Below are 16,504 nucleotides of genomic sequence, written 5' to 3'. Positions count from 1 at the left end.
CATGGGAAACGTTATCCTCCGCCTGATCGTCGGCATCGCGCTGACACTGATCATGGGGCCGATCCTCGTCGTGCTGATCGTCTCGTTCAGCTCCGGCGACGCGCTCGTCTTCCCGCCGCCCGGCTTCTCGCTGCGCTGGTTCGTCGAATTCTTCGGCATTGCCGAGATGCGCAACGCCTTCATGCTGAGCATCCTTCTGGCGCTGACCTCGGCCTGCGGGGCCGCCCTGCTGGGTCTCCTGGGCGCGATCTACGTCTCTCGCCATCGGAACGGCTTTTCGGCCTTCCTGCAGATGCTGATCATCGCGCCGCTGGTGTTTCCGGCGCTCATCCTGGGGCTCGCCTTGCTGCTCCTCTACAAGACGGTCAACATGAGCGTCCTGCCGGGCCTCTTCATCGCCCATGTAGTGGTCTGCCTTCCCTATGCCTTCCGCGCCGTGCTGACGTCTCTCCAAAGCTTCGACACCACGCTGGAAGAGGCCGGCCAGAGCCTTGGCGCCGGGCCGGTGCGTTCGTTCATGCTGATCACGCTGCCGATCATCTGGCCGGGCGTTCTTTCCGGCTGGCTGTTTGCCTTCGTCGTCTCCTTCGGCGAGCTGAATACCGCGCTGTTCCTGACCGGACCCGGCGTCGTGACGCTGCCGATCGAGATCTTCAGCTACCTGCAGTTCCAGGGCAACCAGCTCGTCGTCGCAGCGGCCTCCGCCTTGCAGGTTCTTATCATCCTCTTCGTCCTGGTGCTGGCTGAACGGCTCGTCGGCGCCAAGCGGATCACTCAGAGATAGGCAGGCGGACATGCCAAGTTTCATCACGCGCCCCGAACTCAGCGGCACATTCGGCGCCGTCAGCTCCACCCATTGGCTCGGCACATCGGTCGGCATGTCGGTTCTGGAGCGCGGCGGCAATGCCTTCGATGCGGCCGCGGCCTGCGGCTTCACCCTTCAGATCGTCGAACCGCATCTGAACGGTCCCGGCGGCGAGGTACCGATCATCCTCAAGAGCGTCGGCGAGGACGAGCCAGTCGTCATATGCGGTCAGGGCGTGTCTCCGGGGCTGGCCAGCCTGGACGCCTTCCGTTCGCTGGAGCTTGCCATGGTGCCCGGCACGGGGCTTCTGCCGGCCGTCGTTCCCGGCGCCTTCGATGCCTGGATGCTCCTGCTTCGCGATTACGGAACCCTGCCGCTCGAAGACATCCTCTCCTATGCCATCGGCTATGCGGAAAACGGCTTTCCGCTGCTGCCCCGGGCGGTCGCCTCGATCATTCCAGTCGAGGATCTGTTCCGCAATGAATGGCCGAGCTCGGCCGAGGTCTGGCTGCCGCATGACCGGGTGCCGAAACCCGCCGCCGTGATGCGCACGCCCGGCATCGCCGCGACCTACCGGCGTATTCTCGACGAGGCGAAGTCGGCCGGAGGCGACCGGATCGCCCAGATCGAAGCCGCGAGAACGGCCTTCTATCGCGGCTTCGTCGCGGAGGCCATCGACCGCTTCTATCGGACCGCGCAACTGTTCGACACGACAGGCCGCCGCAACGGAGGTCTGCTTCGCGGCGACGACCTTGCCAACTGGTCGGCGACCAAAGAAAAGACCGTCTCGCGTGACTTCAGCGGACTGACGGTCCACAAGACCGGACCATGGGGTCAGGGCCCGGTCTTCCTGCAGCAGCTTGCCCTGCTGTCGCAACTCGACATCGGCAGTCTCGACCCCTACGGCGCCGACTTCATCCACACGGTCGTCGAAGGCGCCAAACTCTGCTTTGCCGATCGCGAGGCATTTTACGGCGACCCGAACAGTTCCGGCATCCCGATCGAAATACTGATCTCCGACGACTACGCGCGTGAGCGCGCCAGGCTGGTCGGCTCGGAAGCGTCGCAGCGGCTGGTCGCGAGCCATCTGGCGGGCGCCGCCGAACGGCTGGAGCGCATCGCGGCGCGCGCCGGCAGCGAGGTTCCCCAGGGGCCGGGCGGCGGGGAAGTCACTTTCGCGGCCGTTCCGGAGGTCGAGGGCGACACCGTGCATCTCGATATCGTCGACCGGTTCGGCAATATGGTATCGGCAACGCCGAGCGGCGGCTGGCTGCAGAGTTCGCCGGTCGTGCCGGGGCTTGGCTTTCCGATCTCCACACGCGCCCAGATGTTCTGGCTGGATGACGGCCTGCCTTCGACGCTGCGGCCCGGGACCCGCCCCCGCACCACGCTGACACCCACATTGGTGACGAAGGACGGCGAAGGTTTCCTGGCGATCGGGACACCGGGCGGCGACCAGCAGGACCAATGGCCGCTGACGGTGTTCCTGCGGCACATCCTGCACGGGCACGGGCTGCAGCGCGCGATCGATGCCCCGATGTTCCATAGCAAACACTGGCCGGGCTCTTTTTATCCCCGCGAATACGAACTCGGCCGCCTTCTCATAGAAGACCGGTACGATGCATCGGTTCTCGACGCGCTGCGTGAGCGGGGCCACAAGCTCTCCGTCCTCGACAGCTGGTCCCTGGGCCGCGTCTGTGCCGTGCAAAAAAGGGACGGCCTGCTTTACGGGGCGGCGACGCCTCGCCACGCGCAGAGCTATGCAATCGTGCGCTAGGCCCGGCCAACGAAGCCGCGGCTGTAACTCAGTTTCGTGTGGGGAATCTGCAGTTCATGGAGCTTTGTGCAACATTTCATGGCTAGAACGCGGCTGATAGCCTTCCTGGTAACCAACCGTACCAAAGGTCAAATCCTCGTGTTCCTGGGACTTTAGCCCGTTCCAGCGCGCGGATTGATGACCCACTCTTTCCCGAGTGGCCGGACGACATTCGAACAGCCGCTCGATGAAATGGTGGGCCGGATTGTTCACTATATCAATCTGCATCAGAAGAAGAAGCACCAGGCTTTCCATTCGACCGTTCCCCGTCGATCGGTGAAGATGGCGTCATTACCGAAAATCATTCGACGTGCGACCACGCAATCTTAAGCTCTTGGCGAGAATCGAACATTCGAGCCGATCGAGCAAGTGACCTGTCCGCAAAATGATCATTACCTCCGTTGTGCAACTGCTTTCCAAAGGGACGTGTCGAAAGAACCTTCAGAATAGATACGGCGCCTCGATCAGCTGGCATGCGGTCGGCTCCAGCCGCCGGCGTTGCAGGACCCGGCACTTATCGCTTGTCAAATTGGTCGATACCCTCCACAGCGCGCCGTGTCGGTCGTGCGTCGTCATGGGACATATCGTATCCGGTGGCCGGACGAGTCCATGGCGTTCGGCGCGCCATGCCTGTAGCATGCCGAGGATTTGCCCGTTTCTTCCAGGATCGTGGCGTCCCTGCTCGCCTGTCGATCCTCAGTCTCCGACCAGATGAAAGTGCTTCCATGCCAGAGACCCTATCTCATGAGATCCTGATGTCGGGCTTCCCCGCGCGTAGCGCCCGCGGCTTCCTCGGCTGGAGCACGATCGTGCTGCTGCAAACCCGCCGCGGATATGCACTCTTCGATACTGGCGGCAGTGGCGACCGGCCGGGGCTGATGGCGAAACTTACCGAGCGCGGCATTGACCCGAAGGACATCCGCACCGTCATTCTGTCGCATCTCCACTTTGATCACATCGGCAACTCTGAGTATTTTCCGAAAGCGCAGATCGTTCTTCATCAGAGCGAAGTCGACTATGTCCGGGAACACATGGATGACGATCCCGCCTTGTCCCGCTACCAGGTGGAGGGCCTGCTGCGCAGCCCGCAGCTCACGCTCGTTTCCGGTGAACCCGACGTGCTGCCGGGCATCCGGATGATTTCGACCCCGGGTCATACCGGCGGTCACGTCTCGCTGGTCATCACCGTCGACGACAAGTGCATCGTGCTTGCTCAGGACGCGATCAAGCATCGGGGCGAGATCGAAACCGGAATTCCGCTCGGCGCCTTCGACCAGGAAGCGGGGCGCGAAAGCATCCGCCGCATCGTCGACATGGCCGATATCATCATTCCCGGTCACGACGGCACCCTGATCATGGAGGACGGCCGCGTGCTTGCGGCATCCCCGCTTGCGGCCGAGGTTATTCTGACGCTCGATGGTCGCCGGATCACGCTGGAGGTCTAGGCGCGGCCAGCCGACGGGGGCACTATATCGCGGTCCAGTAATCGGGACGGGCATAGGCCTGCCTGAGGGTATCGATGAACAGCCGGGCTGCCTTGACCGGGCGGTCGCGCGGGTAGACTGCGGTGATATCAAAGCTCGGCAGGGCGTAATCGTCGAGAACGGTGATCAGCCGGCCAGCAGAAATCTCCGCGCCGACTTCCCAGGTGGAGCGCCAGGCAAGCCCCAGACCCTGGCGCGCCCACCGGATCAGCGCGTCGGCGTCGTTGCAATCTACGGCTCCCTCGACCGTGACGGAGATCGGTTTGCCGCCCTCCTGGAACAACCATTCACGGTGTGTACCGGCCCTCAGGTTGACCCCAAGGCAATTGTGCCGACCAAGATCTTCAAGCGTGCGCGGAACGCCGAAGCGCGCGAGATACTCGGGTGTGGCGCAGACGACGCGCTTGTTGGTCATCAACTTGGCCGTGATGAAGCGCGGATCGATCACATTGCCGATCCGGATACAGAGATCGTATTCGGCGGTGATCGGATCGACATAGTCATTCGACAGATTGAAGGAAAGCTGCACCTTCGGATGCGCCTCAACGAAGGCCCCGGCGTGCGGCGTCACGTGATAGCGCCCGAAATGCGGTGGTACGAGAACAGTGAACCGACCGCCGACCTGGGCAATATCCGGGAAAATCTCCGTCTCCCCGACCTCGATTTTGGTGAGGATCACTTCGCAGTGCTTGAGAAAGAGCTGTCCGGGTTCCGTCAATGAAAGGTGGCGCGTCGTCCGGTGAAGAAGCCGGATCCCCAGGCGGCGCTCGAGACTGTCGATATAACGGCCGATCATCGAGGAGGTGATCCCCTCCTTGACGGCGGCAGCGGCCAGAGACCCTTCCTTGACGACGGAAACGAAGGCTCGCATTTCCTTGTAACGGTTCATCGCGCTTCCCAATAGCCGGGCCGCGCATAGGTCGTTCGCAGCCAATCGATGAAAAGACCGACCTTTGCGGGAAGATGCGGCTGGACGGGATAGACGGCTGTGACATCGTAACTTGCCGGCATATGCTCATCGAGCACGCTCACCAGCCTTCCGGTTGATAGCTCGTCTGCGACTTCCCAATGCGAACGCCAGGCAATGCCCCGGCCATCGCAGAGCCACTGCGTCAGCACCTCGCCGTCATTGCAGGACATCCGTCCCGATGGCTTGAAGGGCACGACGCGGCCGTCGACGAGGAAGAACCAGCCGCGCGGCTGGCCCCCATATTCGTTGAACGCCAGGCAATTATGATGCGCGAGATCTCCCGGAACCTGCGGGACGCCATGTTCTTTGAGATAGGCTGGCGCGGCGCATAAAACGGCGCGGCTCGTAGCAAGCCGCAGCTGCACGAGGCTCGTGTCGATAACGGGGCCGAGGCGGATGGCGATCTCATATCCGTCGCGTACAAGATCTGTCACATGCTCACTGAGATTGAGCGAAATGCGCACATCCGGGTTTTCCGCCATGAATCCGGGAAGATGCGGCGCCACATGGCGGCGGCCGAAGGCGGCCGGCGCCGAGACGATCAGGTGGCCGGTCGCGTATTTGCGCCCGTCGGAGACCAGCCGCTCGGCGGTTTCAAGCCTCTTCAGCATCTCCTTGCAGTGTTTGAGATAGTCCTCACCCTGCGGCGTCAATTCGAGCTTTCGGGTCGAGCGTGACAGCAAGAGACCGCCCAGCCGCACCTCGATCTGGCTGATCCGGCGGCCGATGATCGCCGGTGTGAGTGCAAGATTGCGGGCGGCGGCCGCGAAGCTCTTCGCCTCCACGACGGCAACGAAGGTTTCGATCTCACGAAGCTTGTCCACGCCCATTCCCGTACTTTTTGTATAGAATGAACTGCATTTTTTGCTTCTTATCAATCATAATGTTTATATTTAGCATTCCCTTCAGAGTGAAGTCGCAAGGCCATCATTCGAAACGCTCAGGGCATGGAGGTGCCCGCGCGTATCACCAAGGGAGGAATATCGTGAAGATCAACAGGTTATTCTTGGGCCTGGGACTGGTGGCGGCGCTTTCAAGCCCTTCCCAAGCCCAGGACAAATCCGGTGACATAACCATCGTTCTGTCGTCGGCCGTCGATGTCGTCGAACCATGCCATATGAATTCCACCGGCTACATCGGCCAGGTGTTGAAGGGCAATGTAGTCGAGACTTTGACCCGCATGGACCCGCAGACCAGCGAGATCAAGCCCAACCTCGCCACCGAATGGAAGCAGACCGATCCGCAGACCTGGCAGATCAAGCTGCGCCAGGGGGTAAAATTCCAGGACGGCACGAATTTCAACGCCGATGCGGTGATCGCGGCACTTAACCGTCAGTTCAGCCCCCAGCTTCAATGCCGTGACACAATCCGCCTCTTCGGCCAGACGACGATCCAGACGAAGGCGCTCGATCCCTACACGGTCGAGATTAAAGCGAGCACGCCGGTCCCGCTGATGCCGACGACACTCTCCCAGATCGGCATGACCGCACCGAGCACGAGCACGACGGAAGTGACGAAATCGCCCGTCGGGACCGGTCCTTACGTCTTTTCGAATTGGGATCCGGCAAGCAAGCTGGTTCTGACCCGCTTCGACGGCTATTGGGGCAAAAAGCCCCAGGTCCACCAGGCGACCTATGTCTGGCGCGAGGAGCCGGCGCTGCGTGCCTCCATGGTCAAGGTCGGCGAGGCCGATCTCGGCCTGCAGATCGCGCCGCAGGATGTCGACCCCAATCTCGATGTCGGCTATCTGAACGCCGATACGAGCCGCATCCGCATCTTCATGGACAAGCCGCCGCTCAACGACGTGCGCATTCGCAAGGCACTCAATATGGCCTTCGATCGCAGCGCTTTCCTCGGCACGATCATGGCGGCGGATGCAAAGCCGGCGAGCCAATACATGCTGCCGAGCGTCAATGGCTATGACGACAGCCTGAAACCGTGGCCCTACGATCCGGAAAAGGCAAAGGCCCTGGTGGCCGAAGCGAAGGCCGCCGGCGTGCCGGTCGATACCCCGATTGACCTTTATGGCAGCGTCTTCATGCAGGCCAATCTCGACGAGATGCTGCAGACGCTCGTCCAGAGCTGGCAGGAGATCGGGCTCAACGTGCAGATCCGGATGGTGGACAAGATTCAGCATTCCGCCATGCGCCGCAAACCCTACCCGACCGATCGCGGCCCGACCATGGTCCACGAACTGCATGACAATACCGCAGGCGATGCGTTCTTCACGATGATGGTCTATTACACGTCGGCCGGCGCTCTCTCCAATATTTCCGATCCGACGCTCGACGAGACACTCACCGAGGCGAGCATCTCGACCGGCGACAAGCGCCGCCAGCTCTTCCAGCAGGCCAACCGCACGATCCAGCAGGACATCGTTCCCGATATCATGCTGTTTCACATGGTGAGCTACATGCGGATCGGACAGCGCGTCAGGTTCAAGCCGGACTTCACCACCGGCGGCCAGCTTGAACTCGCGGCAATCACCCTGAAGTAAATCCCCCGAAGAGACGAAAGAGGCGGCATGGCCGCCTCTCCAGTTCCCGAACGATGTGATCCGCTCAAAACGGAAGGTACCGACATGCCTATCTACAAATGGGACAACAAGCCTTACGAAGGTCCTCATGTCCTGAACAACCCGCCGCCGTTTCACGAAAAGCTTTGCGATTACGGTGCACGCCCCTACTGGTCGCCTGACGGCAAGCGAATCGCCTTTGTCGACAAAGCCTATGGCGACGTCCACGAGATTGATGTCGAGACGCGTGAGATCCGTAATCTCACCGGCAATCTGGGCACCCACCACTCCTTTCTGCGCGTGCTTTTCCTTCCCAACGGCGACTACCTGCTGATCGGCCCCAAGGAGTTCAAGGATCACCACACCAGCCGTTACATCGAAACCGAACTCTGGTTCATGGATCGCGACGCGAAGACACCTCCCCGTCCGATGGGCCTGACGTTCTTCGAGGGTATCGGCGTTTCCGCAATTGCCAACCGCATCACCTATTCACGCCACGGTGAACACGATCCGCGCTTGGGCAAGTTCGAAGATTTCGAGTGCTACGTATCGGAACTGGAATATGGCCCGAACGGCGCCGAAATCGGCGCGACACGTCCGATATACCGCAGCCCTAGCGGATTGCGCCGTCCCGAGCCGCAGGATTTCCGCAATAACGATACCGAAGTGATCATGGCCGAGTATATCGGCCCGCGGGATCGCAGTACCACCTGGCGGACCCAGACGCGCGGCATCGACCTGAAGACGCTTGACGTCCGAACCTATATTGACGAGCCGCTGACGCACAATGAATGCGAAGGCATCTTCCCCGACCACGAGCATATCTGCCTGGAATCCTCCTGCGATTTCGTCGATCAGTTTCCGCCGATCGATCTTTGGAAGCTCAAGCTTGACGGGTCTGGCCGCCGCGTGCGCATGACCCGCTTTTTCGACAGGCAGCCGTGGCGCGCCAGCAACTCCAATGTCAGCCCGGACGGCAAATGGCTGGCCTTTATGGTCAATACCTACACGAGCGAGCCCGGCTTCGGCATGGGTATCGGCCTGATGGATCTCGAAGCCTGGGAAAAGAGCGAATATGCCCAGGAATGGGAGACGCCTGAAGATCGGGCGGCGATCCGCAAGAAGGACGGCACCTATGCGGAGACCAAATAGGCCCTAGAATCCTGGAGGGCTGGCGGAAGGAGACCGCCGGCCACCATGTCCGATCTGGACGGATCGAGGAAAAAGGGAGGAGTGCGCGTTGCACCGCTATATCGGAACCAGAATGGCCCATAGCGCCATCTCAATGGTGGGACTTGTCGTCCTCGTCTTCTTTCTAGCGAGGCTCACAGGCAATCCTGCGGATATCTATCTGCCGGTCGAAGCCTCGGTCGAGGCGAGAGCCGCATTTTCTGCCGCGCACGGCTTCAACGATCCGTTGATCGTGCAGTTCTGGCATTTCCTGCGGGATCTGCTGCATCTCGATTTCGGCACGTCTCTCCGGCAGGACCGCCCTGTTCTGGATCTCATCCTGGCGGCCTTTCCGACCACCTTGCTGCTCGCCTTCTTCGCCATGCTGTTTGCTCTCATCGTTGCGATCATTTCCGGCGCGCTTGCAGCCCAGCGGCCGAATGGCGTCCTCGACCGTTTTGTCAACGTCATTTCACTTGCCGGCGCCAGCCTGCCGAATTTCTGGTTGGCGATCGTCAGCGTCCTGGTCTTCGCTGTCTGGCTGAGGGTTCTGCCGACCTCTGGAACCGGAGGGTTCGTTTACTGGATCCTGCCGGTCATGGTGCTTTCCATTCGCCCATGTGGACTGATTGCCCAGGTGGTGCGCGGGTCGATGATCAGCGCCTTGTCGTCAGCCTATGTGAAGACGGCGCGCGCCAAGGGCGTGCGCCGCACGACCATCGTCTTCGTTCATGCGCTCCGGAATGCGATGCTTCCTGTCATCACCGTCGCCGGTGATCAGGCCACGGGAATGATCAACGGCGCCGTCGTGGTCGAGGTCATCTTCGGTCTTCCCGGCATCGGAAAATTGATGATCGACTCCATCCAGTACCGTGATTTTGCCATGATCCAGGGCGGCGTCATCCTGACGGCGGTCGCCATTTTCGCGCTCAACATCGTGATCGACCTGTCCTACGTGCTGCTCGATCCCCGCATCCGGTACAGCTGAGGCCGATGACCATGACGACCATCGTCTCTTCCGCCAATCCGACGAAACGCTCCGCCCTTCACCGCTATCTGCTGCTTTTGTGGCACGACAAGTTCGCGACGGCGGCGGTCATATTCCTTCTCCTCGTCGTCTTCGCCGCCCTTTTTGGACCCGCGCTCTTCGAGGCCTCGTCCAACAAGATCAATCTTCTGGCCCGCAACGCCCCACCGCTATCTTTCAAATATGGCTGGACCTTCATTCTCGGAGCGGATTCGCTCGGGCGTTCCATCCTGTTGCGACTCTTGGTGGGTGCGCAGAATACCATGCTGCTTGCTGCATCGGCCGTGCTCTGCTCCCTGCTCATCGGCTCGCTGCTCGGCTTTATCGCCGGTTACCGGAATGACTGGATAAGCGCCGTGATCATGCGCCTCGCCGACGTGGTGATGAGTTTCCCCTCGCTGCTGCTTGCTCTGATCGTGCTTTATGTGCTCAAGCCCGGCATCGGCAATGTCATCCTGGTGCTCGCCATCACCCGGATTCCGATCTACCTTCGCACCACCCGCGCCGAGGTGCTCGAGGTGCGTGAACGGACATTCGTGACCGCAGCGCGGCTCATGGGCGCCTCGCCAACCCGCCTCATCTGGCGGCATATCCGTCCGACAGTTACGCCCACGCTGATTACGATCGCGACTCTCGAATTCGCCTTCGTGATGCTGTCGGAATCGAGCCTCAGCTTTCTCGGCCTCGGCATCCAGCCGCCGGACTTCACCTGGGGAGCGATGGTGGCGCAGGGCCAGAGCTATCTGAGCACAGCCTGGTGGGTCGCCTTCTGGCCGGGTTTGGCGATCACGTTGACGGCGATGTCGCTCAATCTCTTCGCCAACTGGCTGCGTATCGTCGGCGATCCGGTTCAGCGCTGGCGGCTGGAATCCAGAAAGAAATCCTCATGACCGGAAAGGACCAGCATCTCGTCGACGTCCGCAATCTGTCCGTCGAATTCCATACGCAGGAGGGTGCGGTTCAGGCCGTGCGCAATGTCAGCTGGCATATCGACCGGGGCGAGACGCTTGCGATCCTCGGCGAAAGCGGATCGGGCAAAAGCGTCAGCTCCTCGGCCTTGATGGGCCTGATCGATATTCCGCCGGGCCGGATCACCTCGGGCGAAGTGCTTTATCGCGGCGAGGACCTGCTGAAGGCGTCCTACGAGCGGCAGCGCGAGCTGAACGGCTCGAAGATCGCCATGATCTTCCAGGACACGCTTGCTGCGCTCAATCCGGTCTATCCGGTGGGCTGGCAGGTGGCCGAAACCTTTCGCGCCCACGACATCGACCGAAGGCAGGCCCGTGAAAAGGCTCTCGACCTCCTGGAACGGGTCGAATTGCCGAATGCACGAGCGAGATTCAACGACTATCCGCACCAATTCTCCGGCGGCCAGCGGCAGCGCATCATGATTGCCATGGCGATCGCCTTGAATCCGGACCTTTTGATCGCCGACGAGCCGACGACGGCACTCGATGTGTCGGTCCAGGCCCGCATCCTGCGCCTCCTCAAGGACCTGCAGCAGGAGCGCGGCATGGGCCTGTTGATGATCACCCACGATCTCGGCATTGTTGAAGGTCTCGCCGATCGTGTCGCCGTCATGAACAAGGGGGAGATTGTCGAAACCGGGCCGGTACAACGCGTCTTTGGCGCGCCGCAGCATGCCTATACCCGTGACCTTCTGGGCGCGATTCCGGGCAAACAGGGCTTTCCAGTGTCGCGCGCGACAAGCAGAAAAAGCGAACCGCTGATCGTGGTCAATGAATTGTCGAAAGGCTATCCGAGTTCGTCCAGCGATCCACTGGTGCTGGCGCTAGACAAAGTGTCCTTCACGCTGGCGCGCGGGGAGACGCTTGGTGTCGTCGGCGAATCCGGGTCCGGCAAATCGACCCTTGCCCGCACCTTGCTCGGGCTGGAAAAGGCCTCGAACGGGACGGCGTCCTACAAGCACTGCGATATGCTGAACCCGACGCAGGCGGACCGGACGGTGCTCCAGCGCCAGATCCAGATGGTCTTTCAGGATCCAACAGCATCGCTCAACCCGCGCATGACAGTAACGGATATCATCAGCGAACCTTTTGCCATCCACCCGGAGATCCTGCCGAAGAGGGACTGGAAGGCCCGCGTCGGCGATCTTCTCGAACAGGTCGGTCTGTCGCGGGACCATGCCCAGCGCTATCCGCATCAGTTTTCCGGCGGCCAGCGACAGCGCATAGCAATCGCCCGATCGCTCGCGTTGCGCCCTGACGTCATCATCTGTGACGAGGCGGTATCCTCGCTCGACGTCTCCGTGCAGGCGCAGGTGATCGCCCTGCTAAAGAGCCTCAAGGACGACTACGGCCTCTCCTACATCTTTATCGCCCACGATCTGCCGGTGGTCCGCAGCTTCGCCGACCGGGTGCTGGTGATGAGGAAGGGGCAGATCGTCGAACAGGGCAGAACGGAAGATCTCTTCACCAATCCGCAGCACCCCTACACACGGGAACTCCTGCAATCCGATCCGGTCCTAGGCGCCCAATTGAGCGCCTAGGGCTTTTATCCGCAAGACCGGCCGTCACCCGGCATCCACAGATCGCCGGCCATTTAAACTTGCGCCGTCGCGGCGCCGTTCCATGGGAGCACCCGATGACGCAGCAACCCGACCACAGCTGGCTCCGCACCTCGCTCGTCATGATCATGACGCTTCGCGAGAGCGATGCGGGAAGCTGGAATGCAGAGGAAATGGCCGACTTCGCCAAGTCCTTCTCACTCGATGCGCTCGGATTTTCGGTCGGCGGGATCACGGCCTTCTATCCGACCGACATTCCGCTTCATCCCCGCGCTTCGACCCTTGGCAAGCGCGACTTGCCGGCCGAGATGATCGCGTCGCTGGCGAAGCGCAACATCAGGCCTATTGCCCGTATCGACCCGAGCATGGCATCGCGCGCCCTCTACGCGGAACGGCCCGAATGGTTCGTGCAGGACAAGAGCGGAAAGCCGGTGGAAGTCCATGGCCATTTCATCACCTGCCCCAACGGCGGCTATTACAACGACTTCATGATCAGCGTCGTCGAGGAAATCCTGACGCGCTACCCGTTCGACGGCCTCTGGGCGAACGCCGCGCAATTTTCCCCCTGGCACACGCCGCAGTGCCATTGTGCGGTCTGCCAACAGAAATTCCGGGCAAAGACCGGCAAGGCGATCCCGGACGAGGACTGGGGAAGCGAAACGTGGCGGCAGTATAACGAATGGCGTTACGAGTGCATCGCGGAATGGAATGCAAGGGTCCAGGCCGCCAAGACGCGCGTGCGTCCATCCTGTGCCTGGATGCCGCTCAGCCAGGTCGCCGAATCCTGGGATCATTCCCGCGTCGGCGGCTGGGACCTAGATTACACCGAGCCACACCAGGACGGCATCGTCCTCGAGGCGCAGCGTCGTTACGCTAATATGTTCTGGCCTGGCCTCGAGGCCCGCTACATGCGTTCTCTCGCGCCGGAAAAAGGCGGCGGCATCACAACCAGCTATTTCCTGCCCTGGTGGCGTTTTTATCGAGTGCCGGTTGCCGAGAACCAGATGTGGGCCGGCCAGGTCATGGCCCAGGGCGTCATGCCGTGGATCCATGTCACCGGCTACCAGAAGGAGCAGTTCGATCACCGGGGGCTTGACGGCTTGCGGGAACTCTTCGCTCGTTTCGATCGCAATCGGCAAACCTATATGGAGGTGACATCGGTTGCCGAAGTCGCCCTCGTCTACTCCCGCCACAGCCTCGACAATTTCGGGCACAAGGATCCGACAGGTCGCTATCTCGATCATTTCCGCGGCGCCTATAATGCGATGATGGACCAGCGCCTTGCCTTCGACATCGTCAGCGGTACCAGGATCACCGCGGCCACGTTGGCGAAGTACAAGGCAATCGTGCTTCCCAATACCGCTTGCCTTTCGGACGCCGCCTGCAAGGCGATCGAGACCTACGTCCATAATGGCGGCCATGTCGTCTCTACCTATCTCAGCGGCAATTTCGACGAGATGGGAGCGCCCCGCGCCAATACGCTGCTCGGCCGGCTGATCGGCGCCAAGGGGACGGGCGTGACCTGGAAAAACCTGCGAGCCGCCTATGCTGCAATCCGCGACCCGTCCTCGCCGCTGCTCGCCGGCTTTGATGGGACCGATCTCCTGCCGGTTGCAGGCGACGTCACCTTCGTCAGGACCGAAGATCACTCGGGCCTGACGCCGTTGACGCTGGTGCCTCCTGTCGAAGGCGAGGTTGGCAGCGGAATTTCAGTGCCGGAATTCAACACGATCGATCACATCACCGACTATCCGATGGTCATCGACCGGAGGGTCGGTAACGGACGGATCGTCCATTTTCCATGGCAACCCGATCTCATCGGCTTCCGTTACGGTTTCCGTGACCTCTTCCGACTGTTGGCCAATGCGATAAAACAGGCCAAGGGCTGGCAGAACATCGTCATCGTGACGGGACCGGGCCTCATCGACGTGTCGGTGATGGAAAAGAGCGATCGGCTGGTGATCACGCTGGTGAATTTCTCGGCTCCAGGCAGTTTCAACACCGGACAGCGAAGGATTATCGAGGAACTGATCCCGCTGCATGACCTCGAACTCGTGGTGAAGGTCCCTTCGTCCTTCACGGGCGAAAAGGCTCGGCTGGTCTTCGGTGAAGCCGAGCTCCCATTGGAGCGGCTTGGTGACGATCGCATTCGCCTGATAATCCCACGGCTCGAAGCCATGGAGACGGTCGAACTTCTATACGGCTGAAACAGATACCTGCCGGGACAATCGATAAAACGGCGAAATTCAAAGGCCCCGCGGCTCGCTCGCGCTGAGTGCAAGTTTTGCGACGATGAGATCGCGCAGCCAGCTGTGGCTGGCGGAGCGTTCGGTCCTTTCGTGCCACACGAGCTTGAAAAGGATCTTCTCTGTTTCGAACGGCAACGGGCGAGCGACGAGCCCGAGCTCCGTCATTGCGCCCTCGTTGAGGTGCCGGACGGGAACGCAACTGAGCAGATCGCTGACAGCTGATATGCGCATGGCGTCGGCGAAATAGGCGACGACCAGGGAAATATGCCGGTTGAGGCTATTCAGGGCCAGCCAATAGTCGATCGTGTCGGAGCCGATACCGGACGGTTTCGCAAGGACATGGCTGGACGCGGTGAAAGCCTCAAGCGTCAGATCCTCTCCCGCCAGCGGGTGATCCTTGCGCAGAACGCAAACATATTCGTCGGTCATCAGCGGCATCACATTCAACCCGCTTGGAAGCCTGGGGAACATGCCGACGGCGCAATCAATCTCATCATTCTGCAGCGCAAGGCCCGATGTCATGTTCGTATGATGGTGAAATTGCAGATGGGCTCTCGGCGCCACCTGAAAGAACGCAACGCCAAGCGAAACCGTCAACTCGCTCCTGAGCGCGTCCGTGATCGCAACCCGAAACGTATCCGTCGTGAGTGTCGGCTCGAACTCGGGCGGGAACATCGTGGCGGTCAGTATATCCACGCCCTGAGGAACCTTCGGCCAGAGGTCGAGCGCTTTCTGGGTCGGCTTGACCCCGTCGGGGGTGCGCACGAAGAGATGATCGTCAAACACGTAGCGAAGGCTATTGAGCGCGTTGCTGACGGCCGGCTGCGTCAGCCCCAGGCGATTTGCCGCGCGGCCGCGCATCTGAACCGCGCCGGGTTGCCTGGCTTACTTTTCTCTCGTGTAGCGAACGTTGATACTGGCCGAGATAAACGCTCACAGAAAAGGACGAATTAAAATCCCCGCGTTAACCTTTTTCGGACACATCTTCAGTGGGTGTTCACTTATGTCCGATAGGCGATAAGCAGATGAAGACGAGTCTTTCGCTATTTGATCGCAGCTGCTGAAAGGTCTGCCGCATGAATGCTCCTGTCGCTTGCGGTTGCCGTCACTCATCAATATTGTTTAAATTACTAGCTGCGCTTCTTCTTACGCTTGGTGTCAACCTCGAGAATGTAAAATTGGCGTTTTCACAAGAGGCGAGCCAAATCGAGAGAGAGCGCATCGTTGCAACAATAAATGGACTTTCTGTATCTATTCTAGCTACCGGTAGTCTTGGCATACAGCTCGATGACGGGGGCGCGACCAGAAATTTTTCCAAGTCGTTCCGGACCGCGGTCCAGAATGATGATGGCGAGACCTTATTTAGCTACATTGCTAAGCACACGGAGCAACCTGAGATAAAATGGATCGTGTTTCTGATCGGGGAGGACTGTAAGAACCTTCCACGGCAGCAGTCTTGGTGCGCCTTTTCGCCATATGCTCGCAACTCGTCAATTGGGTTCGGCCGCCTGGTTATCGAGCTGCCCGGTAAAATCTCTTCACTAGGGTCCCCAACGGAGCGAAAGCGGATAGATTCACCGCTGGGAAATGATTTCACCGACAGCGACCCTGCAAGCAGGTCCCTCAAAGGCATTCGGTACAAGACATACGACAATACATGTTTGCGAAATGACTTCCCGCGTTTCTGCAATTATCGAGTTACCGTTGAAGGGCGGTTCTTTGCATCTATATCTTACAACCAGTATAGCGATAACAACTATGAGATGGCCCTATTCATCCAGGCTGCTCACGACATTTTTAACAATTACCTTTCCAACGCGTTCCGCCGATCGCCTGATTGATCAAGCGACGCAGCAACCATGCTATCGTGCACTGCGCATCACATACAACCTTCCGCCTTCTGTGTCGGTCCAACAACTACACCTGGGATGCCCGTAAATG

At 60.3% G+C, this 16,504-nt stretch carries 13 protein-coding genes; 9 read left to right on the top strand and 4 right to left on the bottom strand.

All coding sequences use genetic code 11. The features are described from left to right. Position 1: 1 nt before the first annotated feature. Together ACPYOI_RS08175 and ACPYOI_RS08170 are read left to right on the top strand one after the other, a co-directional pair. Entirely contained in the window at positions 2-784 is a 783-nt protein-coding gene (locus tag ACPYOI_RS08175) for an ABC transporter permease (RefSeq protein WP_168833223.1), read from the top strand. 10 nt (positions 785-794) lie between these two features. Further along, the gene (locus ACPYOI_RS08170; protein ID WP_481422759.1) at positions 795-2,582 is read left to right on the top strand and encodes a gamma-glutamyltransferase family protein; all 1,788 of its coding nucleotides are present in this window, start codon (positions 795-797) and stop codon (positions 2,580-2,582) included. 54 nt (positions 2,583-2,636) lie between these two features. On the opposite strand, the gene ACPYOI_RS08165 is transcribed toward ACPYOI_RS08170, so the two are convergent. Continuing rightward, positions 2,637-2,876 carry a hypothetical protein gene (locus ACPYOI_RS08165; RefSeq protein ID WP_481422758.1) on the bottom strand — a complete coding sequence of 80 codons (240 nt, stop codon included), beginning with the start codon at positions 2,874-2,876 and terminating at the stop codon, positions 2,637-2,639. Between the two features lie 470 nt (positions 2,877-3,346). Between ACPYOI_RS08165 and ACPYOI_RS08160 the strand changes: the two genes are divergently transcribed. Then, entirely contained in the window at positions 3,347-4,066 is a 720-nt protein-coding gene (locus ACPYOI_RS08160; protein WP_481422757.1) for an MBL fold metallo-hydrolase, read from the top strand. A 22-nt stretch (positions 4,067-4,088) separates the two neighbouring features. On the opposite strand, the gene ACPYOI_RS08155 is transcribed toward ACPYOI_RS08160, so the two are convergent. Together ACPYOI_RS08155 and ACPYOI_RS08150 are read right to left on the bottom strand one after the other, a co-directional pair. Next, entirely contained in the window at positions 4,089-4,994 is a 906-nt protein-coding gene (locus ACPYOI_RS08155) for a LysR family transcriptional regulator (protein ID WP_481422756.1), read from the bottom strand. Next, complete coding sequence (locus ACPYOI_RS08150) at positions 4,991-5,899, bottom strand: LysR family transcriptional regulator (RefSeq protein WP_481422755.1); 909 nt, start codon at positions 5,897-5,899, stop codon at positions 4,991-4,993. The genes ACPYOI_RS08155 and ACPYOI_RS08150 overlap by 4 nt, the downstream gene beginning before the upstream one ends. A 161-nt stretch (positions 5,900-6,060) precedes the next feature. On the opposite strand from ACPYOI_RS08150, the gene ACPYOI_RS08145 reads away from it, so the two are divergent. The 6 genes from ACPYOI_RS08145 to ACPYOI_RS08120 all read left to right on the top strand — a co-directional run bounded on the left by ACPYOI_RS08145 (position 6,061) and on the right by ACPYOI_RS08120 (position 14,521). Continuing rightward, complete coding sequence (locus ACPYOI_RS08145; protein WP_481422754.1) at positions 6,061-7,572, top strand: ABC transporter substrate-binding protein; 1,512 nt, start codon at positions 6,061-6,063, stop codon at positions 7,570-7,572. An 84-nt stretch (positions 7,573-7,656) separates the two neighbouring features. Then, entirely contained in the window at positions 7,657-8,742 is a 1,086-nt protein-coding gene (locus ACPYOI_RS08140; protein WP_481422753.1) for a hypothetical protein, read from the top strand. Positions 8,743-8,830: 88 nt separating this feature from the next. Further along, complete coding sequence (locus tag ACPYOI_RS08135; RefSeq protein ID WP_481422752.1) at positions 8,831-9,748, top strand: ABC transporter permease; 918 nt, start codon at positions 8,831-8,833, stop codon at positions 9,746-9,748. A gap of 5 nt (positions 9,749-9,753) precedes the next feature. Beyond that, positions 9,754-10,677, top strand: coding sequence for an ABC transporter permease (locus tag ACPYOI_RS08130; protein WP_481422751.1), 924 nt, complete (start codon positions 9,754-9,756; stop codon positions 10,675-10,677). Further along, positions 10,674-12,296: a dipeptide ABC transporter ATP-binding protein gene (locus ACPYOI_RS08125; RefSeq protein ID WP_481422750.1), complete on the top strand. Its 1,623-nt coding sequence runs from the start codon at positions 10,674-10,676 to the stop codon at positions 12,294-12,296. The genes ACPYOI_RS08130 and ACPYOI_RS08125 overlap by 4 nt, the downstream gene beginning before the upstream one ends. A gap of 95 nt (positions 12,297-12,391) precedes the next feature. Then, positions 12,392-14,521: a beta-galactosidase trimerization domain-containing protein gene (locus tag ACPYOI_RS08120; RefSeq protein ID WP_481422749.1), complete on the top strand. Its 2,130-nt coding sequence runs from the start codon at positions 12,392-12,394 to the stop codon at positions 14,519-14,521. Positions 14,522-14,560: 39 nt separating this feature from the next. On the opposite strand, the gene ACPYOI_RS08115 is transcribed toward ACPYOI_RS08120, so the two are convergent. Continuing rightward, complete coding sequence (locus tag ACPYOI_RS08115) at positions 14,561-15,424, bottom strand: LysR family transcriptional regulator (RefSeq protein WP_481419464.1); 864 nt, start codon at positions 15,422-15,424, stop codon at positions 14,561-14,563. Positions 15,425-16,504 lie beyond the last annotated feature (1,080 nt).

Source organism: Rhizobium sp. SVR5-2C (assembly GCF_056755115.1).
Note: the sequence above shows the minus strand (reverse complement) of the source record. Positions and strands in the feature narration are given on the sequence as shown.